22 protein-coding genes and 1 pseudogene are annotated in these 26,091 nt (G+C 29.1%); 21 read left to right on the top strand and 2 right to left on the bottom strand.

Translation table 11 applies throughout. The annotated features are described in order from the left end of the window. Nucleotides 1-117: 117 nt before the first annotated feature. The 9 genes and pseudogenes from OW730_RS22845 to OW730_RS22805 all read left to right on the top strand — a co-directional run bounded on the left by OW730_RS22845 (nucleotide 118) and on the right by OW730_RS22805 (nucleotide 8,872). Nucleotides 118-1,164: an aminoglycoside phosphotransferase gene (locus OW730_RS22845; RefSeq protein WP_271226360.1), complete on the top strand. Its 1,047-nt coding sequence runs from the start codon at nucleotides 118-120 to the stop codon at nucleotides 1,162-1,164. Between the two features lie 97 nt (nucleotides 1,165-1,261). Continuing rightward, nucleotides 1,262-2,002, top strand: a pseudogene (locus tag OW730_RS22840) (VCBS repeat-containing protein); the annotation flags it as partial. An 861-nt stretch (nucleotides 2,003-2,863) separates the two neighbouring features. Then, nucleotides 2,864-3,457, top strand: coding sequence for a hypothetical protein (locus tag OW730_RS22835; RefSeq protein ID WP_271226359.1), 594 nt, complete (start codon nucleotides 2,864-2,866; stop codon nucleotides 3,455-3,457). Between the two features lie 433 nt (nucleotides 3,458-3,890). Then, on the top strand, nucleotides 3,891-4,031 hold the full coding sequence (locus OW730_RS22830; RefSeq protein WP_271226358.1) for a hypothetical protein: 141 nt from the start codon (nucleotides 3,891-3,893) through the stop codon (nucleotides 4,029-4,031). Then, complete coding sequence (locus OW730_RS22825) at nucleotides 3,994-5,433, top strand: IS200/IS605 family accessory protein TnpB-related protein (RefSeq protein WP_271226357.1); 1,440 nt, start codon at nucleotides 3,994-3,996, stop codon at nucleotides 5,431-5,433. The genes OW730_RS22830 and OW730_RS22825 overlap by 38 nt, the downstream gene beginning before the upstream one ends. A 264-nt stretch (nucleotides 5,434-5,697) precedes the next feature. Continuing rightward, nucleotides 5,698-6,309, top strand: a complete 612-nt coding sequence (locus tag OW730_RS22820; protein ID WP_271226356.1) for an IS607 family transposase — start codon at nucleotides 5,698-5,700, stop codon at nucleotides 6,307-6,309. Between the two features lie 278 nt (nucleotides 6,310-6,587). Then, nucleotides 6,588-7,325 carry a hypothetical protein gene (locus OW730_RS22815; protein ID WP_271226355.1) on the top strand — a complete coding sequence of 246 codons (738 nt, stop codon included), beginning with the start codon at nucleotides 6,588-6,590 and terminating at the stop codon, nucleotides 7,323-7,325. A gap of 51 nt (nucleotides 7,326-7,376) precedes the next feature. Then, entirely contained in the window at nucleotides 7,377-8,087 is a 711-nt protein-coding gene (locus tag OW730_RS22810) for a hypothetical protein (RefSeq protein ID WP_271226354.1), read from the top strand. 200 nt (nucleotides 8,088-8,287) lie between these two features. Further along, nucleotides 8,288-8,872: a hypothetical protein gene (locus OW730_RS22805; RefSeq protein WP_271226353.1), complete on the top strand. Its 585-nt coding sequence runs from the start codon at nucleotides 8,288-8,290 to the stop codon at nucleotides 8,870-8,872. 125 nt (nucleotides 8,873-8,997) lie between these two features. Here the strand turns inward: OW730_RS22805 and OW730_RS22800 are convergent, their stop codons facing one another. Continuing rightward, entirely contained in the window at nucleotides 8,998-10,455 is a 1,458-nt protein-coding gene (locus OW730_RS22800) for a M28 family metallopeptidase (protein WP_271226352.1), read from the bottom strand. A 214-nt stretch (nucleotides 10,456-10,669) separates the two neighbouring features. On the opposite strand from OW730_RS22800, the gene OW730_RS22795 reads away from it, so the two are divergent. Beyond that, complete coding sequence (locus OW730_RS22795) at nucleotides 10,670-11,074, top strand: hemerythrin domain-containing protein (RefSeq protein ID WP_271226351.1); 405 nt, start codon at nucleotides 10,670-10,672, stop codon at nucleotides 11,072-11,074. A gap of 96 nt (nucleotides 11,075-11,170) precedes the next feature. Here OW730_RS22795 and OW730_RS22790 read toward each other — a convergent pair whose 3' ends face one another. Further along, on the bottom strand, nucleotides 11,171-11,638 hold the full coding sequence (locus OW730_RS22790) for a GNAT family N-acetyltransferase (RefSeq protein WP_271226350.1): 468 nt from the start codon (nucleotides 11,636-11,638) through the stop codon (nucleotides 11,171-11,173). Between the two features lie 154 nt (nucleotides 11,639-11,792). Here OW730_RS22790 and OW730_RS22785 point away from each other — a divergent pair, with 154 nt between their 5' ends. From OW730_RS22785 to OW730_RS22735, 11 genes are all read left to right on the top strand, one after another. Further along, a complete protein-coding gene (locus tag OW730_RS22785) occupies nucleotides 11,793-12,230 on the top strand; it encodes a GNAT family N-acetyltransferase (protein ID WP_271226349.1) in 438 nt (145 codons plus the stop codon). Between the two features lie 257 nt (nucleotides 12,231-12,487). Beyond that, nucleotides 12,488-12,736: a hypothetical protein gene (locus OW730_RS22780; RefSeq protein ID WP_271226348.1), complete on the top strand. Its 249-nt coding sequence runs from the start codon at nucleotides 12,488-12,490 to the stop codon at nucleotides 12,734-12,736. Between the two features lie 330 nt (nucleotides 12,737-13,066). Then, the gene (locus OW730_RS22775; protein WP_271226347.1) at nucleotides 13,067-14,950 is read left to right on the top strand and encodes a [Fe-Fe] hydrogenase large subunit C-terminal domain-containing protein; all 1,884 of its coding nucleotides are present in this window, start codon (nucleotides 13,067-13,069) and stop codon (nucleotides 14,948-14,950) included. Nucleotides 14,951-15,175: 225 nt separating this feature from the next. Then, nucleotides 15,176-15,550, top strand: coding sequence for a VOC family protein (locus tag OW730_RS22770; protein ID WP_271226346.1), 375 nt, complete (start codon nucleotides 15,176-15,178; stop codon nucleotides 15,548-15,550). A gap of 124 nt (nucleotides 15,551-15,674) precedes the next feature. Continuing rightward, nucleotides 15,675-16,622: a phosphotransferase gene (locus OW730_RS22765; protein ID WP_271226345.1), complete on the top strand. Its 948-nt coding sequence runs from the start codon at nucleotides 15,675-15,677 to the stop codon at nucleotides 16,620-16,622. A 12-nt stretch (nucleotides 16,623-16,634) separates the two neighbouring features. Then, nucleotides 16,635-17,666: a competence protein CoiA family protein gene (locus OW730_RS22760; protein ID WP_442945452.1), complete on the top strand. Its 1,032-nt coding sequence runs from the start codon at nucleotides 16,635-16,637 to the stop codon at nucleotides 17,664-17,666. Between the two features lie 85 nt (nucleotides 17,667-17,751). Continuing rightward, nucleotides 17,752-18,018, top strand: a complete 267-nt coding sequence (locus OW730_RS22755; RefSeq protein WP_271226343.1) for a hypothetical protein — start codon at nucleotides 17,752-17,754, stop codon at nucleotides 18,016-18,018. Between the two features lie 65 nt (nucleotides 18,019-18,083). Beyond that, nucleotides 18,084-18,413 carry a DUF3784 domain-containing protein gene (locus tag OW730_RS22750; protein ID WP_271226342.1) on the top strand — a complete coding sequence of 110 codons (330 nt, stop codon included), beginning with the start codon at nucleotides 18,084-18,086 and terminating at the stop codon, nucleotides 18,411-18,413. A 61-nt stretch (nucleotides 18,414-18,474) separates the two neighbouring features. Next, nucleotides 18,475-19,086, top strand: a complete 612-nt coding sequence (locus OW730_RS22745; RefSeq protein ID WP_271226341.1) for a histidine phosphatase family protein — start codon at nucleotides 18,475-18,477, stop codon at nucleotides 19,084-19,086. Nucleotides 19,087-19,334: 248 nt separating this feature from the next. Next, nucleotides 19,335-21,014 carry a hypothetical protein gene (locus OW730_RS22740; RefSeq protein ID WP_271226340.1) on the top strand — a complete coding sequence of 560 codons (1,680 nt, stop codon included), beginning with the start codon at nucleotides 19,335-19,337 and terminating at the stop codon, nucleotides 21,012-21,014. 65 nt (nucleotides 21,015-21,079) lie between these two features. Next, nucleotides 21,080-25,975 (top strand): FN3 associated domain-containing protein, encoded by a 4,896-nt coding sequence (locus OW730_RS22735; RefSeq protein WP_271226339.1) that lies wholly within the window; start codon nucleotides 21,080-21,082, stop codon nucleotides 25,973-25,975. The last annotated feature ends 116 nt before the right edge of the window (nucleotides 25,976-26,091 follow it).

Here is a 26,091-nt window from a genome sequence, read left to right as displayed (position 1 = left end):
ATTCGGTTAGATTATAATAAGTGTGCAACTTAGTATGTTAAAAATGCATGTTAGCAAAATATGGTTGAAAGTTGTTTTTCAAAGTCCTATACTTTGGGTAAGGGAGGTGGAGTAACAATGGCTCTAGAAAAATCTGTTCTTACTCTTAAAGAAATAGAGAAAGTACTTAGAGATAAGTATGGTATCGATAACATACAGGATATTATACATATTGATAATAGTAGTGCTAATTGCTACCATATCATATGTACTGATAAGCAATATTTTTTAAAAGAAATACAGAGTAACTATTCATACGAGAAAGTACAAGAAGAATATAAGATAAATAAATTTTTAAAGAAACGAGATATTCCAACTTCAGAATTTTATAAGACATTCAATGGAAAGTACATATGGGAATATAAAAATCATATATTTCATTTGCAGTCTTTTATTGAAGGAACAACTTACAAAATGAATACAGCTCCTAAGTGGCTGATTAAGGACTCAGCAATATATCTTGGGAAAATACATAATGAGTTAAAGGGTTATCCAAATGTGAAAGATAGGTTTGGGGAAAGGCTTTTCTTGGAAAGTAATATTCAAAGAGCAAAAGAAATATATGAAGATTTGATAGAAAAATCAAGAAATGTTAAAGATGAATCAATTAGATTAAAGATAGTAGAAGACTTGAAGTTCAGATTATCAATACTTCCTAAAATAACAAAGTTTCAATTTGATTATGATAAGTTTACTGTTTCAAATAGTCAAGGGGATTATTCATTACTTCAGATTATATGTGGTGAAAATAAGATTAATGCAATAATTGATTTTACTGATTCCTGCAGCTTGCCAATATGCTGGGAGATAATTCGATCATACACATATGCTGATCCTAAATGTAAAGAGGGGTTGCAAATTGATATTGATAACTTTAAAGAATACATAAAACTATATCTAGAACATAACTTAATAAGTCCATATGATGTAAAGATGATGCCATACTTGTATTATTTTCATCTTGCAAGAAGTTCATTTGGATATAAACAATATATTTTATCACCTGAAAAGTATAATGAAGAGTTACTTCAATTTGGATTTTGGAGAACAAATATGTGCAGGTGGTTAGATAAGAATGTTGAATTATTGTCTAAAGAGTTAGAAGATGAATTTTGTAATACTTAAGATTCTATCATCCATGTAAAAGAAATAGAAAATCAATAAAGCATATATATTAATTGTACATATTATATATAAATGTAATAATTTTAGGAGATAAAATATGTACTTCAATCCTATGTATTTTCAAAGAAAAATTGAAATAAATAATAAAGAACATTATGTTTTAGACTTTAAAGAAGGCGATGTAAATGGGGATGGAATTGCTGACCAAGTGTACTTAATAGGAGAAAAAACTTTTGGTTCGGAAAGTCCTTTTAGAGAAAATATAAAATTGAAAATTATTGATGGTAAAACCAATAGGGAGTTTATTATTCCTCTTAAAGAAAATGCAGGATATAATCCAAATCTATTTTTAGGTGATTTTTCAGGAGATAAAGTGGAGGATATATTAATCAGTATAGCATCTGGGGGAAGTGGTGGATTTGGTTTTTATTATATATATTCTTTTTTAAATAACAAGCCTAATAAGCTTTTCGATTTCGAAAAATTCAATGAAGAATATCAATGTTATGTAAACTATATAGATAATTATAAGGTAGAAGTTATAAGTAAAAAGACAAATATAAAATATATAATAGATTTAGTATATAAGGGAGAAGAATACTTAGCAGCTATTTATAATAAAAGTGGTAAATTAAACAAACCTATTAAAGGATGGGTAAATCCATTAGGAGGATTATATCCTATTGATTTTCAAGGAGATGGGGTATATGAATTGTATGCAGTACAAAGAATTGCAGGTAGATATAATGCAGATGGTTTAGGGTATGTACAAACATCTCTTAAGTGGGATAAGCAGGCTTTTGAACATTTTTTTCAAACAGTAGGTGTATTTGGTGAAAAAGGTAACGTACAAGAAACTTTTAGTAGAAGAGATTACATTGTAGAAAAAAATGAAGATGGGATAGATTTTTCAAAGATTCAATATAGGTATTCTGAAACAAGGAAAAATATAAAATTAGAAGATGCTTTTGCAAAAATATATGGATTACAAAGAGGAATAGATAAGGTTAAGTACTACTATAATAAAATAGATATTGATGGAGATGGAATTCCAGAAATCTTTGTTTACTTAGTAGGAATTACAACTTGTGGAACTGGGGGATGCAGTGGGGTTATATTCAAGGAAGTTCATGGAGAATATAATCTTCTTTCAAACTTTACTCTTGTAAATAATCCTATCATTATCAGTGAAAATAAAACAAATGGATACAATGATTTGATAATGTATGTTTCAGGTGGTGGAATAAAGCCTTTTTATGCAGAACTGAAGTTTGATGGAAACGAGTATCCACTGAATCCATCAATTCAACCTAAAGTACCGCAGGGTAGAAAAGTGAAAGGGATTGCCATCATATCCGATGATATTTCTGAAAGTAAAGGAATAGATTTTTAGCAATTGTTATATTACAAAATTTTATCTGAGATAAAATGAGTAAACTCCCATTGTTCTAAAGAACAAAAAAATGTGGGTTCTGCGTAAGCAGAACCATCAATCGTTTTCAATTTTCCACTTTCCATTTTCAACTTAAAAAGCAAGGCTTTTTTTATTGTTCGACAGGAATTTAGAACATAAAACCTTGTAAATGAGTATAATACATTAAGAACTTATTTTTTTCCCTATGGGAAGTTCGGTTTCGATAGACAATATAAAATAGAGTGGCGTTTAGTATAAAGAATTACAATAATAAATTAAAAGGTAGTGAAAAAAATCATGAAATCTACTGCAAGAGTAGGATATGATCAAAATACAAAAGAATATTATTATATCCCAGCGAATGCTAATGATAATTATAGGGGTAGGAGTAATTGTAATAAAAATACTCAGAGTCAGAATAGTGAAAATCAAAGCTCAAGATGTGGTATACAAGCATGGATAAAGAATGCTCAAGCAGCAACTCTAAGTGGAGAGAGAATTGCTTTTAATATTACTAGAGAGCATCAAGATAATGATTGCAGAATTTATTATGATGAGAATACAAGTGAATTTGTATTTAATCAGGATGGGGTATATGTAGCACAATGGAGTATAAATGTCACACCATCATCAGGATTAGGTACAGTATATTTGTCCTTTACATTGAACAGAGAGGATGACTATGATGTTCTTAGCAGAGTGTATACAATATATCAAGGGATTGATGGTGCACCAAATATTATGAATCGTTCATCAGTTATATTTAATGCAAAGAAAAATGATAGATATTCTTTAAATAATGCTTCTGATGGGTTGATTAATATTGGAGGATGTAATTCCTCAATTGGTGGAAATTTGAGTATTATGAGAATTAACTAAAATTAAAGAATAGAGGAAAAAGAATAAATTAGGTTATTTTTCTTCCTAGCGTCAGAAAAAATATATTCTATATTTTTAAAATAAAAAATATAGAATATATTTTTTATATTGTTATTAATTTTTAAGCTTTCATCTAGGCTGAAAGGTATCAGTATTTATTCTTTCTTCTCTAATCTTTATTCTTTGTATTTATTTAGTTAGGAATGAATACATTAGATAATTGCTGTCCATACTCAAAATATGGAGGTAGCAACAGTTACAAAAAACAGTAACAAATAGTAACACTTAGTAACAAAATCTAACTATAACAATTTCAAAGTTTGGATATAATTATGTTGAAGAGTTTGTTAAGTCATTAAATGAAAATATTGAAGGTATAGTCCAAAATTCTAAACTAGAACCAAATGAAGAAATGGTTAATGATTTAGTAAGTATGGTTACTTGTTTTAGTGATAGACTATATGGAGTAAGAGATGAATCAAAATTAAAGAAAACTATTAATGAATTAGAAAAAGAAAGGCAGATGCAAGAAATTAATGAAAACAACAATGAGAGCAATTTTGATAAATCTTAATGATGAAGATAAATCAATAATAGATCATATGATGTTAGTCTTTTGCACTGCAATAAGATTTTCCTTTAAAAGACTTCTTGAAGGTGAGATTAAAAAAGGTGATTTAGAAAAATTAGTCGCTAAAAAGTATAGCTTAAATATACGTCAAGTTAAAGATGCTGTTGAAAATGCAAGACAAATAATTGCATCGCAAAAGGAGTTATTAAAAGACAATATAGATAATTATAAAACCAAAATAAAAACTATTGAAAAACAGTTAAAGAAAGATAATTTATCAAGTAAAAAGAAAAATACTTTGTTGAGTAAGTTAGATAAGAGAAAAAGAAGGTTAGCTTATTTTCAATCATTTTCAGATAAAAAGACTATTCCACCTTTAATATTTGGTGGCAAAGATATGCTTTTAAGAAGATGTAAAGGCTTAATAAGTAATGAAGAATGGAAAGATTGTAGAAACAATAGATTCTATTCAAGAGGAGATAAAACTAAAAAAGGTAATCCAAATTTAAGAGTAATTATTAAGAATGATATGAGTTATTTAGAAATATCAACCTTAGAAAAGACTCAAAACAACAGAGCAATAAAGATTCAAGTACAAATATACTTACCACAAAAATTATCTAAGAAAACTGGTAAGATTAATGGAAATAATTATAGAGATATGTTTTTAGATCATCTACAAATGGGAGAAGCTTATCAAGTAGAAGTAATAAGAAAAAATGGCAAGTATTATGCTCACATTACTTTTGAATTGCCCAAAGTAGACACTCTATACACAGGACATAATGGAATTATTGGTATAGATACTAATCCAGATGGTCTTGCATTAACTATGATTGATAATCAAGGTAACTATAAATGGAATACTTACTTAAAACAAGGTGAATTACAGTATGCAAGAAGTAATAGACGTGAAAATTTGTGTGGTGAACTTGCTAAACAAGTGATATTGATTGCAAAGACTTATGGATGTGGAATTGCTGTTGAAGATTTAAAGTTTAAGAATGATAAGGATGTACATTGTAAATTCGCTAGAATTAAACATCAATTCATATACAGTAAACTCCTTACTATGCTTGAATTATCATGTATTCGTGAAGGTGTAGAAATAGTTAAGGTTAAACCACAATTTACAAGCAAGATAGGCTTATATAAGTATTGTCATCAATATGGAATGGTTGTTCATAATGGAGCAGCAATGGTTATAGCAAGAAGAAGTTATGAGTTTAAAGAAAGGGTGCCAAAATTATTAGTAGATAAATTGATAGATGATAAAGAAAAATTTAACGAATATAATGAATGGAAAAAATGGTCTGTTATAAATAAAAATATAAAAAGAAAGGTAGGTGAAAAGCCTGATTTGTGGTTAATTCTTAGGAAAAAATTATTAGGCATAGCAAGTTAACAATAACTAAAAATAGATTTATACTGCCAAAGTACACCTGGTTGGAAAGGCTTTGGTGGATAATATATTTTAGGAATGGGTAACTCCCATAATCTTATAGAACTTTACTAGGAAATTTGAATAGTAAAGGCAAAGTGAGATTTAGCAGTGCTATCCTAGTGGTTGAATCCTGTGATACTACCGCTTTATTATTCCAATAAAGTGAAAAACCTTAATGATAGTGCATGTTGCTATTTGTTACGGTTTTAGAAATCAGGTGGTTTTGTGTTAAGTGTAAGTGAAGCTAGTGAATATTTAGGTGTTTCAATTTCCACAATGAGAAGATGGGAAAAAGAAGGGAAGCTTATTCCTCATAGAACAAGCGGTAAACATAGAAGGTATGATAAAAATGATCTTATAAAGCTAAGAAACAGAAGACACAATGTAAAAATTACTGTAGGGTATTGTAGAGTTTCTTCTAAGGATATGAGTGAAGAGTTAAAAAATCAAGTTAATAATGTATCTCAGTACTGTATTGCAAAGGGATACCAGTTTAAGATAATTCAAGATTTAGGAAGTGGATTGAATTATAAAAAGAAAGGTCTTGATGAACTTATAGAACTTATATGTGCTGAAGAAATTGATAGAATAGTAGTTAATTATAAAGATAGAATAATAAGATTTGGTTATGAAATTATTGCTAAATTATGTGATATCTATAATGTAGAAATTGAAGTTATTAATCACTCAGAAGATAAAGAGTATGAAGAAGAATTACTTGAAGATGTTTTATCTATAATCACAGATTTTTCAAGTAAACTATATGGTAATAGAAGTCAAAAAGCTCTCAGGATAAGAAAAGAAACTTTAGATTTATTTAAGAAGACTGGAGCTTAAATGATAATGGATAATTGAGAATGTAGAATGTAGAATGATGGACATTTCTCTTCGAGAAATCTTAATCTTGTTGTTCCTTGAACAATAGGAGTTTACTCGTTTCATTTGGAATGAAACATTGTAGTATAAATTTAATACTTTACGTTAAGCACTGTTCTCAGTGCTTTTTGTTTTACATAGAATAACATGTTGTGTATAATTATGGTATATATATAAGAAAAAGGAATGAATATACTATATTGCATTAACTTACAGTGAGAAAATAAGAGGTGTATAGAATGAAAAAAATACTAGATAGATGGTGGATTTTTATTTGTTGGGGAATAGCAATTTTTCTTGTTTTGTTAATGATTGCCAGTGATCTTAGTATGACTATTAAACAGACTATAACAGGTGAGGAATATATGAAAAAAGTAGGAAATAATGTTAATCCTATTATTGAAAATATTAAGATACATGCAGACGGTAATGAATATGAGGTTGTAATAATTGATGGAGAGTTTAAAAATGTACGTTATGATAATGAAAGGTTAAATTTTAAAACACGTATGTTCGAGGGGCGGGCAGTTATTAACTATTATATATTGAAAAAAGGATGTGAACCTTTAGATGAGGACTATAACCTATGGTGTTTTTATTTAATTATTCCTGTCAAGAGAGATTCCGTATTAAGTGAGTATCATATTGATGGAAAAGCCATAAATGAAAACATCTTTTACCATCAAATTTATCATAATTTTATACGGAATTTTATTGATGATTATTTAGAGGATAGTGATAAGGAAAGGTATACTGGATGGAGTTGTAATAATTTTGAAAGACAAGATTATAAGTGTGAAAACACTATAGTATTTTCAGATAAAGGACAAGTAGAAGGGGGCGGAGAACTTTTACTTACTTATACTTCAATAGTTAATGAGGAGAAAATAAAAGTTAATGCAAGACTAGTGATTGAAAGTTTAAAGGGAGATAAGGATTTATATATAACAACAGAAAGAATTAAAAATAATGATTAAAAAACAGATTCTTATAAGAATTTGTTTTTGAAAAATTCAGAGGTGGGGAAGATGAAAAAAATACTAGATAGATGGTGGATATTTGTTTGTGGTGGAATTGTTATATTTATGTTTGGATTATTTATAATGCATGATTTAAATATTCAATTTGATAGAAAATATATGAAAAAGATTGGGGAAAATGTTCATCCACTAATTGAAAATATTAAGATACATGCTGATGGTAATGAATACGAAGTTGTGATAATTGATGGTTATTTTAAAAATAGACACTTTGATAACGAGCCATTTAATCTTAAAACTCGTATGTTTAGGGGGAGGGTAGATATTAACTATTATATTATGAAGAAGGGATGTACACCTCTAAGTGAAGATTATAAACTATGGAGTTTAATTGCTACCATTCCTGTCAAAAGAGATTCATTATTCAATGATTATCACATTGATGGTAAATTAGTAAATGAATTACCATGGTATAATTATGTATTTGCTTCCTTAATAGATGAATTCATGGATGAGTATATTAATAATAAGGACATAGAATATATAAAAGAGTTAAGAAGAGAAGATATAGAAAGAGAAGAGTACAAATATGAGAATACTATAATATTTAATAATAATGGAGAGTTAAAAGAAGAGGGTGAAGTATTTAAGAGTTATATTACTTCAAGTACAAAAGGAAAGATGAAAGTTACTGCTAAGTTAGTTATAAATAGTGCATTAGGAGAGAAAGATTTATATATAACAACAGAGAAAATTTAAGGTTAAAGAATAAAGAAGAGAGAATAAATGAGGGGGATATTCTTCATGCTTCAGAATATCATTATATATGTTATGGCGGGACAAGCAAGGCAAGTAATTATTTAAGAAAATATCTATAAATATGAAAAATTTTAATTAATTAAGAATAAATCAATTATAAATTAAATATAATGGTATGAATCAATATTTAGGAGCTTTTCTTGAGAGTAGATGGATATAGATTCATACTTGCTTTTGATAAATTAGTTAAACCAAAAGGAAATATATATTTTGGAAGAGGAATAGGAGACTTCAAAAGAATATTGATAAACAGCAGCAAATTAAATAATGATCAATTTATTAATGAATATTTTAAAAGAAAAATAAGAAACAAAATCTGTGAAAGATTCCTCATTAATTTTATAAAATTATCAAAAGAACAGTATACAGATATTTTTAGAGAAGTCTTTTTTAACTTTGATATACCTATTGATGTTGAGATGTTAAATAAGAAAAAGAGGATGAGAGTGTTTGCTATTGAATTACCTTATGGAATTGATAAGAAGAATAAGAGACTAATAATATTGAAGTATTATGATAAGTACAAAGATATAAGAAATGATAATATTTTAGTATCTTTGATAGATGAATTTTCAGTATTTAATAAAGAGATAAAAGAGCTAGAAAAGGTAGTGTTTTGGGATATATACACTGGGTTATGTGAAGAAAGAGAAATCAATAAAGGAAAGCTAATTTCAAGAAAGCGTTTAATAAACGCTGCAAACTTTTGTATAAAGTATTATTAATTGAGGGCTAAGAGGAAGGGTTCATGGGATATTAATCTCATGAACCCTTCCTCAGTCTGTTGAAAAAGTCCAATCTAAGAGTCACTGCGGTCTCTGTGCTGCTCATATACTAGTTTCAGAATCTATTAGAATGCGTTATCACTAATATAGCGAAGTACTAATGCTACTACTTGTTCAAGGTCGGCTTTTTCTATCACATCAATGGTATCATTTGGAGTATGATATTCTTCTTGTTCAAGTTCAACTAAAGAAACTGCTTCACCACCTTCAGTTTGAATATGTGTGTGATCACTATAATATTTTACTAAGTCTAGCTTATAAGGTATATCCATATCTTTAGCAATTTTAATTAAATCTTTAGCTAATTGAGACATAGAAACAGCACCAATATATAGCGGGCCATTAGAATTGTTGGCTATCATATCAATATTAATCATTGTCACTTTTTTCATATCTAATCCAGAATTAGAAGCAAAAAATCTAGAACCACACAATCCATTTTCTTCACCATTGAAGGCTATAAATAATATAGGTCTTCTAGGAGGTATATTGTTATATTTTATAGTTCTAGCAATTTCTATCATACTTGCAATACCTGAGGCATTATCTGATGCTCCAGGATTATAAGTACCATTAAAATTGTTTCCTGTATGATCAAAATGACCACTTATGATTAAATAATCATCCTTCAAATCCTCATCAGTTCCAGGAATTACGCCTATAACATTTGCTATAGTTTTTTCTTCAATATTATATTCAAAACTTAGTTCCACCAGGTTACCTTTTTTTCCTTCTTCTATCAATATATTAATAGCATCCATATCAGCATCAGCAAACATAGGAAGCTCTTTATTTCTGTACTCATCCTTTCCTTCATAAAAATGAACATTTTTAAAAAATGAATATTCTTCTTCATTTCTGAAAGAATTTTCACGAATTACACCTAAAGCTTTTGAATCTCCACTTGTGAAAAATTCTTGGACAGTTTGATTTCTAAAAAGATTATAAGGAATAATTGCAATTTTTCCTTGTAAATCCTCTTTATTATTATTGAATTCTTTTATATCTTTTAAGGAGATAATTTCACCTTTAACTGTTCCTGATATCTTAAAATCAGCATTTGCTTTTACATTAAAATCTTTTAAAAATTTTAATTCCTTTATTATTTCACCATTTTTATTAAGAATATTCATTTTAGGGAGCCATTTTAAATAAGCTACTGTCTGATCATAATATTGAAAATACTCATCCACTCCTTCTAATGTATCAAGGCCTAGTTCATTAAATTGATTTCTGATATATTCAGTTGCCAATTTATTACCTTCAGTTCCTGTTAATCTCCCATCGTATTTTTCAGAAGCTAACTCCTTGATGGTACCAAGCATTAAGTCCCCATCAATATCCTCATTCAAATTTTCAAATACTTCTTTAGTATCATCACTATTTTTCTGTGTATCAGCTATAATATTTTTCTTGTTGTTAACCTTTTCATTAACTGTTGAGTTGCCGCATCCAATAAATAATGATGATGTTAATAGTAGAGAATAAACAATACATAACATTTTTGATTTCTTATTTAACATATACTTTTCCCCCACATAGAAATAATATTTTTTCTTATATACTTATTTTACAATATTTTCAAGTTAAATGGGTTATTTTTATGTTTTATACTATTATAATATATCAATAGCTGTAACGTGAGTTACAGCTATGAATGTGAGTTCAATATATAATAGAAACAGATGAATTAATAAAGTACATAAAGAAATAGTTTTTTATTATAGGAGGAGAAAAATGAATACAGCAAATTTAAAAAGACAACATAATGATATTAAAATAATAATCAATGAAATATTAAAAGAGATGAATGGAAATATTGATGAAAATTCAATGAATATATCTAAGAATATAAGTAAATTAGCGGGAGTATTAAAAATTCATTTGAATAGTGAGGATAGATTTTTATATCCTAATTTATTAAACCATGCTGATGAGAGGGTTAGAAATAAAGCTAAGCATTATATAGAAGAAATGGGGAGCGTAAGTAATAAATTTTTAGAATTTCATAGGAAATATAATGTTAGTTCAAAAATAAAAAAATCAAAGAATTTATTTAAAAATGAATGTAGAGAAACATTAAAAGTTGTTGTAAATAGAATTAACGAGGAAGATAGTGATTTGTATCTGTTGATTAATTAGTGTGAAGGGGACGGTTCATAAATATTTTCTAAAGCTATGTCCAATGTTATAATTCGGACAAACTTATTAGAGAAATTAATGAACCGTCCCCAAGTGTTATAAATCTTTCTCTGCAATTTCTTTAATAGAAATGTTAAATGATCTATTTTGACTGTGGTAAAATTTCTGTGCTTGATCGTTACTTGCAGTAAATAGATAATAATATTTATAATCTTCACTTTTTAAATAGTTTTCAATATAATAAATTAAAGAATGTGCAATTCCAGAGCCACGTTTATTTTTTAGAATATAAATCCAATCTATATAACCTGATTTATAAAAATCCATTAGACTTGTCATTAACATAAGGTCACATCTGCCAACTATCTTATTATTTTCTAGAGCTATAAATATCTTATTATTCATCATAGTATCAATATCTAAAGACAGTAACTTAGATCTAAAATCTTCTTTATTGAAATCTTCCATCCAGATATCAGGCTCAGTAATTCGAGCATTCTCCTCAAAATCACATAACATATCTATATCAGCAGCCGTTAAAATTCTTACCGTAATTTCTTTCATTATAAAACCCTCCCCATCAGTATTATATTGAAGCAATTGTGTAAAAAAACTTACCTAGTTATAGCTTTAGTTCTATGATTAACCATAAAATCCTTTTTATGTGATTAAATCTTTGATAAAATTAAGGTATTATATTCAGTTTGGGGGGATAAAAATGAATCTTATATTTAAAGAAGTTACTAAAGAAAATTGGGAAGAATGTATTGATTTAAAAGTTTCTAAGGGACAGGAGGATTTTGTAGCTCCAAATTCATATTCGCTACTTGAAGCAAACTATGAGGAGGAGCTATATCCACTTTGCATATATGATGGACAAACTATGGTTGGATTCCTAATGTACGGAAAAGATGAAGAAACAGATAATTTATGGATGTGCAGGCTTATGATCGATGATAAATATCAGAAAAGAGGGTATGGAAAAGCAGCGGTAGTAAAACTATTAGATGTAGTTAGAGAAAAGTATGGAAACATAGAATTGTATACAAGTTTTGAACCAGAAAATATTGTAGCAGATAAACTTTATAGAAGTGTAGGCTTTAAGAAGACTGGCGAGATAATGTGGGAGGAACTTGTAGCCAAAATTGATCTTTAACGAGATTTAACAAATAACTAAGGAGGATAATAATGAACAAAATAAAATACAAAAGAATTATTACATTACTAATTTCAGGTGTATTAATAACATCTTTTTCAGTAGGATGTAGTATTAAGGAAAATACAGAATAAAGGAAGTCTGCTAAGAAAGTTAAACAGAAAAAAGATAAAATAGGTGATAAATTAGTAGAAGAAACTTTAACAGTAAAAGATAAAGTTCTTTCCATTGCGTATGCTTATAAAGACTCTTATAGAATGACATGGCCATCAAACAATGGAGAAAAATATGGTGAAACTAGAAATCATTCAGATATTATAGATATGAATCTTATTGATAAATATGGTAGTGAGGATATAACTTTATTCAAACTTCATGGAAAAGATTCACCATTCAATAATAAACACTATTTTATAAAATCTCCTTATGGAGGAGTTACGACAGAGTATTTTCAATACCTAATACTTGTAAAAAACTCAAGAGGTGCAACACCTTTAGAAAAGTAAAAATTTATATATAATAAATTAAACTGGATTTTATAAATATAAACGGTATATAAAATCCAGTTTGCATTTTTATGACAACATTATTCCTTTTACACCATCCATAATTTTTGTTATAATTTAACTATGATTGTTGAAATAAATAGTATATTTGGTTAAGAGTAGGAAAAGTATATAGAAATTGAATGATGCATCTCTTTAATTTTCAGAAAATTTCGATAAGTAAACAAGGAATGTATTGTTTGTAATGCTTTACCAGTTTGTTTCCTTTTATACCTATGTCTATTAATAGAATGTATGTTAATAGATATGGATATGGAAGGGGGATGTTTTATGAAAAACAGGTTAATTCATCTTGAAGAAGAAAAATGTGTAGGGTGTAATAAGTGCATTAGACACTGTCCTATAACAAATGCAAATATTGCTTATAATTTGGAAGGAAAGAATCATGTTAAGATTAATACAGAACGTTGTATAAGCTGTGGAATGTGTATTACTGTATGTAAACATAAGGCTAGAGATTATGAGGATGATTTCACAAAATTCATGAATGATCTTAAAGAAGGAGAAAAGATATCTCTACTGGCAGCACCAGCTTTAAAAGCTAATTTTCCAGATTATAAAAGACTTTTTGGATACTTTAAATCTATTGGTGTGAACTTAATTGGTGATGTCTCCACGGGAGCAGACATATGCACATATGCTTACTTAGCATATATGAAAAAAAATAACTTAACATCGGTTATAGCACAACCATGTCCTCCGATTGTAAATTACATAGAAATACATAAGCCCGAGTTATTAAGTAATATAGCTCCCATTCATTCTCCTATGATGTGTACAGCGGTTTATCTTAAGAAATATGAGAATGTTAGAGATAAACTAGCATTTCTTAGTCCGTGTATAGGTAAAAAAGAAGAGATACATGATACTAATAATGGTGGATTAATTTCTTATAATGTTACATATAAAAGAATTAAAGAATATATTAAGGACAATAAGATAAATTTATCATCATATCCTGAATATGATTTTAATTGTTTACCTAATACATTTGGATTTTTATTTTCAAGACCAGGTGGATTACGTGAGAATATTGAGAAGTTTACAGATGATGTTTGGATAAAGCAAATAGAAGGTACAGAGTTAGCGTATCATTACTTAGATAAATATGCTGAGAGAGTTAAGAAGGGGAAAGAAGTTCCAACAGTAGTGGATATTCTTAACTGTGAATTTGGATGTAACTTGGGAACTGCAACTGATAAGGATATTGATATTGATGATATAGATAAATCATTTAATACTATTAAAAAGTCAAGAACACGTAAAGAACAGAAAAAACAATATAAGAAGTTTGGTAAGACATTGAATGTAGATGATTTTGTTAGAAAATATACAAATAAGTCTATTGGAAATAATGGTCAAGTTTCACAACAAGAGCTTGATAGAATCTTTAAGGTACTTTTAAAAACTACAGAACAATCTAGACAATTAGATTGCTCAGCTTGTGGATATGATACATGTTATGATATGGCTAATGCAATAGCGAATGATTATAATGTCAAAGAAAACTGTCTTCATTACAATAAAGATATTGCATTATTAGAAAAAGAAGAGGTTGATAGAAAAAGTGTTGAAGTTCAGTTGAAAGCCGATGAAATCAAAGAAATTGGGGAAGAACAAATTCGAAAAGCTGATGATCTTAGAACTAATGTTAATGAAATAATACAATCCATAGCTGAGGTTTCAACAGGAAATTCAATGAACTCAGAAGAAATTACTTGTATTTCAAATGAAGTTCATGTTATTTCAACTGACTCTAAGAATCTTCATAATCAAGTAAATGAGATTAAGCTTAAGATTCAAGAATTTATTAAAGCAAATAATGAAATAGTTAATATTTCAGCTCAGACTAATTTATTATCACTTAACGCTGCTATTGAAGCTGCTAGAGCTGGAGAAGCTGGAAGAGGGTTTAGTGTAGTAGCAGAAGAGGTTCAGAAATTAGCTAATGAATCTAAAGAGGTTGCAACTAAAACAAGTGATGAAAGTAGAATTGTTCTAGAGCTTATGAATGAAATGTATACAATTTGTGATGCATTAGATATAAAAGTACAGAATTTATTTGATTCAGTTAGCAATATATCCGCTAATATTGAAGAGATTACTGCAAAGTCAGAAGAAGTAGCTGAAACTGTTAATAATTTAGTTCAATAGTTTAATATAAACCAAAGAAGAGAGTATTAGATTAGTCTTTTCTTTGGTTTTTAATTTTCTCCTATTCTCAATAATGTAGAAATTAATTATAAATGTTAAATATTTGAATGCAATCTTGAAATTCTGTATAATTAGATAGATAAGAAACAGTTGAAATTAAAAATCAAGTAATGAAAAGTAAGTTAATTCAATATAAAAATATAAAGTTAAAAGGGGAAATTATTAATGGAATTTATGGGGATATGCCTTGTTACAAGTAATGTTTCTGCTCTTACAGAATTTTATACAAAAATTCTTTGTGTTGAGGCTCAAGGTAATGATGTTCATACAGAATTGAAAACTGATGGAGGGAACATTGCTATATTTTCAGTAGAAGGTATGGAAAGTATGGCACCTAATTCTATGTGTGGAGCAGGATATGGAGGCTTTACAATAAGCTTTAAAGTAAAAGATGTTGATAAAGAATATGAGAGACTCAAAGCATTAGGTGTAGAATTTGTTATGCACCCAACAACGCATCCATGGGGTGCCAGGTCTTTCTGGTTTAGAGATTTAGACGGTAATATTGTTAATTTTGTTAGCATAGTAAATATGAATTAGTTTATATCAAATAAACATATTATCTAATGAAATTTTATAAACATAAGAGTAATATTGTTGCAATGTTTTTAGGTAAAGGTGAATAAAATAGTATAAATCAATTATTTAGGGGGCTAAAGCTGGAATGCTGAACTATAGTGAAAAAGAGATAAAAGATATTATAGAGAATATTTTAGGAAAAGAGATTTATTCCTTAAAAGCTGTGGGAAATCACCATCTTAAACGCCACTTAGTTTATAGTTTTAAAACTGATGAAGATAAAGAACTCATATTCAAAATGTACTATGTAAATGGGAGAAGAAGTCGTGAGGTTGCTAGTTTAACTTTACTTGAAGAGAGTATGGTACTTTGCCCGAAATTAATTGATCATGGGATATTAGACAATAATGTTGAATGGATTCTCATGGAGAGAATAGAAGGTGTAACCCTAGACAGTGTAATGGACTTAATAGATGAGGAAAGTAAGAAAAAAATATTCATTCAAATAGGGAAACAGTTAGGTGAGCTTCATAAAATAAAAGAATATGATAAATTTGGTGACTTTGATATAGAGGGCAATGTAATTAATGGATATAAAACATATAAAGAAAAATTTGCTAAGAGTTGCACTAACATTGAAGAATGGATACTAAAACAAGAATTACCAGAGAAAGAGCTGCTAATAGAAGGCTTAAAGGTTCTTAAAGAGGATATAGATAGTATTGAATTTGACAAGACAGGTTATGTGACTCATGGAGATTATGATGGAAGAAATATTTTAGTGAATGAAGTAAATGGAGAATGGAGTATTAGCGGAATACTTGATTTTGAAATATGTAATTCCTCAGTTAGAGATAGAGATATGATAGCCTTATATCAAAAATATTTCCTAGAGAATAAGATGCTTGAAGAGGCTTTTTTAGAAGGATATGAGAGCTATTTCATGATTTCACAAGAATCAAAAAGTGTATTAGAATATTTATTATTATCATCTGGATTAGGAATATGTAGTTGGGCAAATATTCAGGCACCTGATTATTATTCAGAGGGCGTTAAATTAGTAAAAAGATACTTAGAGATAAGGGAAGGATAGGAGTGATTTGCTATACAGAAGTGTATATGGCTTGATGAAGAAGTTTGTGCTTTTGATATATATGATCCAATAAAGAGAATTGTACTAGATAAGGAGTTAGAGATAAAAGTTAGAGCAGCAGCAAAGAGGAACGAGCTGCTATGTCCTCTTTGCAAAGAACCTGTCCTTTTTAGAATGAGGGATGTTAATAAGAGAAAACCGCATTTTGCTCATAAGAATAATAATGGTTATAGAAAATGTAGCTATAATGAAGAGACAGAAGAACATATAGAAGGTATATTTATTCTTAAGAAACATCTTGAGTGGATGTATCCACAATATAAAGTTAGATATAAGTTTAATTCATATGGAAAACTATATTCTGATCTTTATATTGAGGATGAAAATGGGAATAAAATGGCTATAGAATACGAGAGACAGGATCTTGATTTTGAGTATTGGAAAAGGAAACATGAAGTATTAAATAAAAATAATATAAAAGATTTTTGGTTAATAAAATGTCCCGAAGAAGTAGATAATCAATATTTAGATGATTTAAGTTTTTTCAAGCGATATATTGATTACACTGAGGACATGAACCTCATGATGATTAATATTGAAACAGAAAGAGTTCTTTTATCAAAAGGTATGGAGATAAAAGATGTAAATGGTAAAATTATTGAACAAAAAGTATTTCAGAAATGGTACAAGTTAAATGATGTTAAATTTCAATTTGATGGTTCATTATTAACAGAACCAGATTTCAAAAAGTTATTTAATGAGAAGTTAGAATCATATCAGGATGGAATGTTAAAAAATGAAATTAAAATGAAAAATGAAAGAATCTCTCAATTTAAAGAGTTATATGATAGTATTTTGCAAAGTGGAATAAACTCAGGAATACCTATAAAAGATCATATGAGAGAATATTATACTGATTTATTTACAAGAGCTAAAAGAGGAGACAAAAAAGCAATGGAAACATTAATGAAAGATAGTAAAAGAGTAAGTAGATATGGTATCATACGGGAATTGTTATATGATTTTTTAGGACTAAATCAATAATGGGGCATATGGAAAATATTGGTTAATTGTGGTATAATACTTAGTAAAATAAAAGATATTTAATTCTATATGAGGGGTAATTAATATGGATGATAATAGAGAGAGAGAGTTAAGGAATGTATTTAAATTTAGAAAGATTTCTTTAATTTGTCTTATTACAAGTATACTGTTATTAACTTTTGGTGGCATAAATATTGTTTTTGGAATAATTGGGGCAGTACTCATGATTTCCTTTTTTATTTTAAACTCAAAATATTGGAGATGTCCTTATTGTGGGATAGGATTTGAACTTCAGCATAGCAAAATGGATAGTAGTGATTATTGTCCAAGTTGTGGAAAAAAACTTAGATAATAAGCAGTTTATTAAATGTGAATAGAATAATATATTTGATAATATGAATGTTAGGGGATGAACTTATGAATGAGGGACAGGGTGCAATATTGATTCTTACTATGTTTATTGGGATTTTTTGTACTTTCATTGGGTGGGTCAGTAAATCACAGAATGCTGGGGATATGATAAATGGTTTTGATCCTAAAAAACATGATAAGAAAAAAGTATCAAAGATATTTGGGAATCACTTTCTATTTATAGGGTTATCAGTTATTGCTGTAGGAATAATTGGTATGATTTTAACTAAGGTAAACCCAAACATATTTTTGATTACTCAAAGTGGAATATTTATAATTGGAATATTAAAAACCATTTATTCAATATTAAGACATGGGAAGATTGATAAGGAATAATTAAATATAATTTAGAACTAAAATAAAATATAAATAATTACTATAGAAGGGGAGATGAACGATGTTAGAGATAATTGTTGCAAGGCATGGACAATCTGTAGCTGATATTGAGAATAGGCTAGAGGGGAAAGCTGATTTCCCTTTAACTGAATTGGGTATTGAACAGGCTGAGAAGCTTGCTCGATGGTTAAAATTTAAATATAAGTTTGACGATATATATAGTAGTCCATTGAAAAGAGCATCTAAAGTTGCTGAAATCATAGGAGAAAAGTTTGAAAAAGAGATTACCTATGATGAAAGATTGAAGGAGATGGATAATGGTGTCTTGGCAGGACTACTTAGGGAAGAGGCAGATAGGCTATATCCTTTACCAGAGGGTGGAAGGAAATATTATGAGCATATACCTGATGGAGAATCACTTATTGAACTAAGAGCAAGAGCGGAGCACTTTTTTGCAGAATTAATACATTCAAGAGATTTTGAAAAAGAGAATAAAAGAATTCTTATAGTTTCTCATGGAGGTCTTATAAGTATGTTGTACAGGGCATTTCTTAACCTTCCTGTGGATACTGGGGTTTGGTTAAGTACAGGAGATACAGGAGTTCATGTTTGGAGAGTAAGTGGTAAGAATAGGATAGTTGTTGCTAGTAATGTGCAATATCATCTTAAATAGAGGTAATAAATAGGATAGTAGCAAAAGATGAAAAAGAGTTTATTTATGAGTTTAAGCATATACACTTGGTTAATTAAGTGTGTATGCTTTTTTTAGCAAAACAGAGGAAAATTAAAACAATATTATACATATTAAGACTTTATAACAGAAAATACACTATGTTAACAAAATATTTACAATGATGAAATAAAGAGTTATAATGGTAAATGTGTAATAAATTATATTAATATGGAAATGGAGGGGCTCATTTGAAAACATGGTTTAGGGTTGGAGTAATGCTAATTTCTTTAATGTTTACATGTAGTGTTATTTTTGCTGATATTCCTGATGGTACTGTTGTAATCGGCGATCAAGGGTATAGTCTTAAATATGCCAATGATATCAATAATTTGGAAATCGTTAAAAGTGCTATAAGTGATATGGGTAAGGATGGAAAAATATACATAAAGAGCTTTAATGGAAGTTGGTATGCTAACAATGGCGAGAAAGTTGAGGGGTCAATTGTTCCCAAAGTAATCTTTAGGGATAATGATGGACAAGTAGTAACTTATGAAGCAGGTGATGGAGAAAGAATTTCTGAAAATGAATTTAAAGTACTTAATGTATCTTTTTTGGATTCAGAAAATGTAGAAATAATTTTCTCAGAAGCAGTGAAAAATGAGGATTATTCAGAAAGAATAAAATTATCTGGGTATCTAGAGGTTGAAAGTACTCATGTTGTAGATGAAGGAAGAAGAGTTATTGCAACACTTAAGAATAAAATGGGTGCTAAGGTTTACGAAGGTACTATAAGTATATTAGCAGATATTGAAAATGTTGATGGAATTAAGCTGGCTGAGGAATTCAATAAAGAATTAATAGTAATTAATAAATCAGCTGTTTCGGATAAGAATTATGATAAGAATGTTTCTATAATTGCTTTAGGATTTATAGGAGAAAATCTTAACTTTAACAGTGGAGTAACAATTAGTGGTAATAATTCAATACTTAAAAATTCAACAGCTGATGAAATTGCAGTGAATCCAGGAGAAGAGGGAAGTGTTACACTTGAGAGTGTAAAAGCCGAGAATATGAATGTATATTCAGGTGCGTCTCATAGTATTAACATTAAGAAGTGTGAAATAGATGAACTACAAGTTATTTCACAAACTAGTACAAGGATTCATGATATTGGAGAGAGTAAAATAAAGAGCACTCTTATTAAATCAGATGCAATATTAGATTCTGAAGAAGGAGCATTTGAAAATGTAAGATTAGTTTCAAGTGCTAAGGAGAAGAAGCTTAAATTAAAAGGTAAGTTTAAAAAAGTAGTAGCTGAGGAAAATTCATTTGTTTTTACAGATGATAATGCTCAGGTTGAAGAGGTACTTGTTAAAGGTAAGGCTAAAGTGGAAGGTAGATTTTCAACTCTTAATGTTGAAGATGAAAAATGTGAGGTAGAGATACTAGGTAATACAAGAATTAAGAAGTTTTTTGTTAAGAGAAATAATCTTGTGAAGATTTCAGGATATGCAAAAATCGATAATATCGATGGAGAAACTGATAAAATATCAGAAGTTAAGGAAAAGCTTAATAAAGCTAAGCAAGAATCTCAAACATCAATTCCAGCATATAGGAATATTAAATTGGAGGTTAAGGATATTAAGGCTAATTTATTAATTAAGAATAAACCATATTTCTATAATGGTATTAAATATAACCTATTTAATATGAAGATGGATTTATCAAACTTAACTCTTGCAGACAGTGAAAAGTTATATGGATTAGCAGTTTCTGTATTTGATGAATATGGAAATATTATTAATACACTTCAAATAGTTCCTAAAGATAATAAACTTGAATGCAACAGCCTTTATCTTAAGAATAAAAGAGGGAAGATTATTCTTGAAACTACAGATAAGGGAAGAGTAGAGTTTGTTATCAAATAAAAGTTAGCTAAGTAAGTAGAGGAAACTTTAAAATACAGTAAAAAATTAAAGGGGGATTTATTTAAATGAATAAATTCTATAATGAGAATAAGAAGAGAATTGTTAGTCTTTGTATCTCAATGACTATGATATTCAGTATTCTATTTGGAGGATACTCACCAATAGTTGTTAAAGCAGATGATGGAAATTTATTTACTAATGGTGGAGTTGAAAACTGGACAGCTGGTAAGCCTGATGGATGGGATACAGCAGAGAATGTTTCAGAAAGTACTGAAAAGGTACATGGAGGGAGCAAAAGTATTAAACACACTGCTGGTACAAAAAAATTAATAAAAATTTTTAACGATATTGAACCAGGACAAGAATATACTATAAGATACTGGTATTATGATAATGATGATAATGCAAAGACTAGACCTTGGATGACATGGAAAGATGAGAGTAATGGATATGTTAAAGATCATGATGCAGAATTACACTCTATGATTCCAGGAAAGAGAGATTCTTACTCAATTAATGAGGATAGATGGATTCAGTGGGAAGTTAGATTAACTGCACCTGAAAGTGCAAGTAAATTCTATTTTGAAGTAAGAGTATACAATGATGGTGCAAAAGGAGGTTCCGTTTACTACGATGATTTCTTCTTTGGACCTGTTGGTGGAATAGCTCCAGAGACGCAAGTTAAAGACGTAAAAGCAGATAAACCATCTGGTAAAGTTATTGCTGGAACAGAGATAACTCTTTCAACAGCAACAGAAGGGGCAGATATTTATTATCAAATAGGAACTGAAGCACTAACAACTACATCAAGTGCAATTAAATATACAGTGCCTATTACTATTGATGAAGATAAAGAAATTCATACAGTAGCTGTTAAAGCTGGATTAGACATGAGTAAGGAATCAATATTTAATTATGAAGTTCTAACAGAGGATGATTTTGATAAGATCTATGATATTCAAGGTAAAGGTCATGAATCAACATACAAAATGCAGAATGTTAGAATAAAAGGTATTGTTACAGCAGTATCTAACGATAGAGACTATAAAGGAATCTTTGTACAGGAAGAAGTTGGAGATGGAGACATAGCAACTTCAGATGGAATCTATGTTAGAGGTAATTTAAGCAGCAGCTATAAAGTAGGAGATTTAGTTGTAGTTGAAGGAGAAGTAAAAGAGGAAAAGCATACTGCTTTTGATGGTGAAGAATTAACAGTTACAGAGATATATCATAAATCTGGATTCGTAATTGAATCAGGAAAACAATTACCAGAGCCTATCATAATAGGAAAGAATGGTAGAAATGTAATTACAGATAACATAGACAATGATAATATGACTTCTTTTGATCCAGAAGAGGATGCGATTGATTTCTATGAGAGTTTAGAAGGTATGCTTGTTAAAGTTGAAAACCCTCGTATAGTGGCACCAGAAGAAAGATATGGAACGTTCCACATACTGGCAGATGATGGAGAAGCATCAGTAGATAAATTCTCAGCAAAAGGTGGAATAATTCCTACTAAAGATAATGTCAATCCAGAGATTCTACATGTAGATGATGTGGTAGTACCTGTAGCAAATAGTAGCAAAGAATTCATTGATGAAAGATTCAACAATACAAAAGTTGGAGATAAGTTTGATGGAGATATAGTTGGTGTTATGGATTATAACTTCGCATCATATAAAATCTATAATACTCACACTTTACCTAACTTAACAGATGGTGGAAATAATAGAGAGACAACATCTATAGTATTTGATGAAGATAAGTTAACAGTAGCAGTTTATAACATAGAAAACTTCTCAGCAGATGCAACTGAAACTTCAGATGAGAAAGTTGAGAGAATTGCAAATTCAATGGTTAATGATTTAGGGGCACCAGATATTATCACTCTTGTAGAGGTTCAAGATAATAATGGAGAACCTAATAAAGGTGATTCAGCAGATACTATTGTAGATGCAACTGAATCATATAAAAGATTAGTGAATGCAATAAAAGCAATAAATGGACATGAATATTTATTTACAGATATAGATCCTGTATATGGACAAGATGGTGGAGCACCAGGAGCAAATATTAGAGTTGGATTTATTTATAGACCTGACAGAGTTGACTTTAATGAAAATAAGGGTGGATCTACTGAAAGAGCTGAAATGAATGGAGAGCATTTAGCAAAAAATCCAAGTAGAGTAAATCCTAACAGCTCATATTTTGAAAGTACTAGAAAATCACTTGTAGGAGAGTTCATTTTCAGAGGAGAAAGCGTTTTTGTTATAGGTAATCACCTAAGTTCTAAAAGAGGAGATGCTTCTGATTTTGGAAAGGTACAACCTCCAGTTAAGGGAAGTGAACCAAACAGACATAAGCAAGCACAGGTTGTAAATGAGTTTATTAAAGAAATCTTAGAAGCAAAACCAGATGCAAATATAGTTGTTCTTGGAGATATGAATGATTACGAGTATTCTGAGACTTTAAGTATTCTTAAAGGTGATGAGCTTGTTAATATGATTGAGACATTACCAAAACAAGAAAGATATACTTATGTATATGGTGGTAACTCTCAAGTTCTTGATAATATGTTAGTTAGTAAGAATATTGTAGATAAAACAGTTGTTGATGTAGTTCATTTAAATGCTGAATTTACAGAGCATAGTGGAAGAGCTAGTGACCATGATCCTGTAATGATTCAGATTTCAGGTATAGGAACTGAAAATAGTGTAAAATCAGTTAACTTTAATGTTCTAGATAGCTTAGTTAAGGTTGGAACTGTAATTGAACTTACTACACAAGAAGAAGCGGGAACTATTTACTATACTTTAGATGGATCAAATCCTATTGATAATGGAATTGAGTATACTAAAGCTATTTCATTAAATGAAACAGGAAATAAAACTATAAAAGCTGTTGTAAAAAAAGGTGATAACTTTAGTATTGAAAAGAGCAGACAATATAAAGTAGATTACGCTGTTACAACAGTAGATGTTAATCCAAGTGAAGTTAAAAAAGGTACAAAAGTAAAAGTAACAATAGATGAAACTGATGTTGAAATTTACTATTCAACTGGGTTTGATTCTAAACCTTCAGAAGGTGAGTTATTCCCTGTAGAGGGTATTGAAATAAACGAAGAAACAGTTTTAAAAGTGGTTCTTAAGAAAGGTGATGAATTCAGTAAGTTAGTTCATGAATACTCATACACTGTTGAGCCAGAAGCACAATTAATCACAATTGAAGAAGCAAAATCAAAAGTTAATGGAGAAAAAGTTAAAATATCAGGTATTGTAACAGCTACAATTGGAAGAGATCCATTTATCCAAGATGATACTGCTGGTATCTATATTTACGGAAAAGAAGATTCAAATTTTGTTGTGGGTAATAAGGTTGAAATTACTGGAGTAAGAGCTGAATATAAAGGTTTATTACAGTTAAGCAATGTTGAAGAAGTAAAGCTTATTTCCGAAGGAAATAAACTTCCAGAAGGAAAGGTTGTTACTGTTTCACAAATTAATGAATCAGTTGAAGGAGCATTAGTAACAATTAAAGATTTAGAGATAGTTTCTGTAAACGGAAGTGGAGTAAAAGATTATTCAATAATAGCAAAAGATTCAACAGGGACTGTGGAATTAAGAGCAGACAGATATCTAAAAGTAGAGATTGATAGCAGTGTTTACAAGGCAGGAATGAAAATAAATGTAACAGCACCAGTTGGTCAAAGAGATGACTATAGATTAATGATTAGAAGTGCAGAGGACATAAAGCCTCAAGTTGAGATAATGTATCCTGTAAAATCTTCAAAAGAAGCAGGAGATGTTGTTTTAGGAACAACTGTAGAACTTTCTACAGAAACAGAGGGAACAGAAATATACTTCACAATAGATGGAAGTGATCCAGTAGCAAATGGAAAACTTTATTCAGAAGCAATAGTATTAGATACAGTTGGAGAAGTTACTATAAAATCTGTAGCTAAGAAAGGTGAAAAGAATAGTGAAGTAACTGAGTTTGTGTATAATGTAGTTGAAAATATTGAACTGATTACAATTGCTCAAGCTAGAGAAACAGCTAATGACAAGAAAGTTAAGATTAAAGGTATTGTAACTGGATTAATAGGAGGAAATCCATTTATCCAAGATACTACTGCTGGTATATATATATTTGGAAAAGATGAAGATAACTTTGTTGTAGGTAATGAAGTTGAAATCACTGGTAAGACAGCAGAATTTTATGGTTTAAAACAATTAAAATCAATTGAGAAAGTAACAGTTATTTCAACTGGAAATGATATTCTAGAAGCTAAAGTTTTAACCATAGCAGAGATTAATGAGTCAGTAGAAGGGTCATTAGTTACTCTTAAAGATGTTGAGATTACATCAATCGGAACTAATAAGGGTAGTGGATACTCAATTGGAGTAAAAGATGCATCAGGATCAATTGAGTTAAGAGTAGATAAGTATTTAAATCCAACAATTAATGGCGATAATTATGAAGTTGGTATGAAAGTTGACGTTATAGGAAACATTGGTTATAGTTTTGGTAAATATCAAATAATGCTAAGAAGTTCATCAGATATTAAAATATTAGGTGAAGAAAATAAAGGTATAATTAAAGAAATTGTTATTAAAACAAAAGGTTATACAATCAATCAAGAGGGCAAAATAACTCTTGAAGATAAATCAGAATTCAATTTAGGAAGTACAGTGGTTATTAATGCTGATATCACTGCAAACATTGATACAAAAGCAACAGTAATAATGAAGGTTGTTGGGGATAATGGATTTGTATATTCATTAAACTTCATTAATAATGTTGAACTTAAAAATGGTGAAAGTAAATCAATTTCAGCAGGAGCTACTTTATTTAATGCACCAGCTGGTAATTATAAGGCTGAAGTTCTTGTATGGGATAGTTTAGAGGGAATGAAGCCATTTACAAAAGTTGGGGAATATAATTTTAAAATAAAAAGATAATAGTGAGATTTATCACAAAATATTAAAGGCTTGGACGCACTAGACTTATAGTGTGTCCAAGTTTTTTTCTTAAATTATTATAAATAATTAGTACTAATTTGTTAATATTGTATAAA

The organism is Oceanirhabdus sp. W0125-5 (genome assembly GCF_027938815.1).
In the GTDB taxonomy this organism is placed as follows: Bacteria; Bacillota; Clostridia; order Clostridiales; family Clostridiaceae; genus Oceanirhabdus.
The sequence above is the reverse complement of the archived record's forward strand: the minus strand, read 5'-3'. Positions and strand labels throughout refer to the sequence as shown.

Bases quoted from the DNA above. Each gene is read 5' to 3' on its own strand.
- OW730_RS22845 (WP_271226360.1), top strand. From the start codon at position 118: ATGGCTCTAGAAAAATCTGTTCTTACTCTTAAAGAAATAGAGAAAGTA.
- OW730_RS22830 (WP_271226358.1), top strand. From the start codon at position 3,891: ATGGTTACTTGTTTTAGTGATAGACTATATGGAGTAAGAGATGAATCA.
- OW730_RS22825 (WP_271226357.1), top strand. From the start codon at position 3,994: ATGAAAACAACAATGAGAGCAATTTTGATAAATCTTAATGATGAAGAT.
- OW730_RS22815 (WP_271226355.1), top strand. From the start codon at position 6,588: ATGAAAAAAATACTAGATAGATGGTGGATTTTTATTTGTTGGGGAATA.
- OW730_RS22810 (WP_271226354.1), top strand. From the start codon at position 7,377: ATGAAAAAAATACTAGATAGATGGTGGATATTTGTTTGTGGTGGAATT.
- OW730_RS22800 (WP_271226352.1), bottom strand. From the start codon at position 10,455: ATGTTAAATAAGAAATCAAAAATGTTATGTATTGTTTATTCTCTACTA.
- OW730_RS22795 (WP_271226351.1), top strand. From the start codon at position 10,670: ATGAATACAGCAAATTTAAAAAGACAACATAATGATATTAAAATAATA.
- OW730_RS22790 (WP_271226350.1), bottom strand. From the start codon at position 11,638: ATGAAAGAAATTACGGTAAGAATTTTAACGGCTGCTGATATAGATATG.
- OW730_RS22785 (WP_271226349.1), top strand. From the start codon at position 11,793: ATGAATCTTATATTTAAAGAAGTTACTAAAGAAAATTGGGAAGAATGT.
- OW730_RS22780 (WP_271226348.1), top strand. From the start codon at position 12,488: ATGACATGGCCATCAAACAATGGAGAAAAATATGGTGAAACTAGAAAT.
- OW730_RS22775 (WP_271226347.1), top strand. From the start codon at position 13,067: ATGAAAAACAGGTTAATTCATCTTGAAGAAGAAAAATGTGTAGGGTGT.
- OW730_RS22770 (WP_271226346.1), top strand. From the start codon at position 15,176: ATGGAATTTATGGGGATATGCCTTGTTACAAGTAATGTTTCTGCTCTT.
- OW730_RS22765 (WP_271226345.1), top strand. From the start codon at position 15,675: ATGCTGAACTATAGTGAAAAAGAGATAAAAGATATTATAGAGAATATT.
- OW730_RS22755 (WP_271226343.1), top strand. From the start codon at position 17,752: ATGGATGATAATAGAGAGAGAGAGTTAAGGAATGTATTTAAATTTAGA.
- OW730_RS22750 (WP_271226342.1), top strand. From the start codon at position 18,084: ATGAATGAGGGACAGGGTGCAATATTGATTCTTACTATGTTTATTGGG.
- OW730_RS22745 (WP_271226341.1), top strand. From the start codon at position 18,475: ATGTTAGAGATAATTGTTGCAAGGCATGGACAATCTGTAGCTGATATT.
- OW730_RS22735 (WP_271226339.1), top strand. From the start codon at position 21,080: ATGAATAAATTCTATAATGAGAATAAGAAGAGAATTGTTAGTCTTTGT.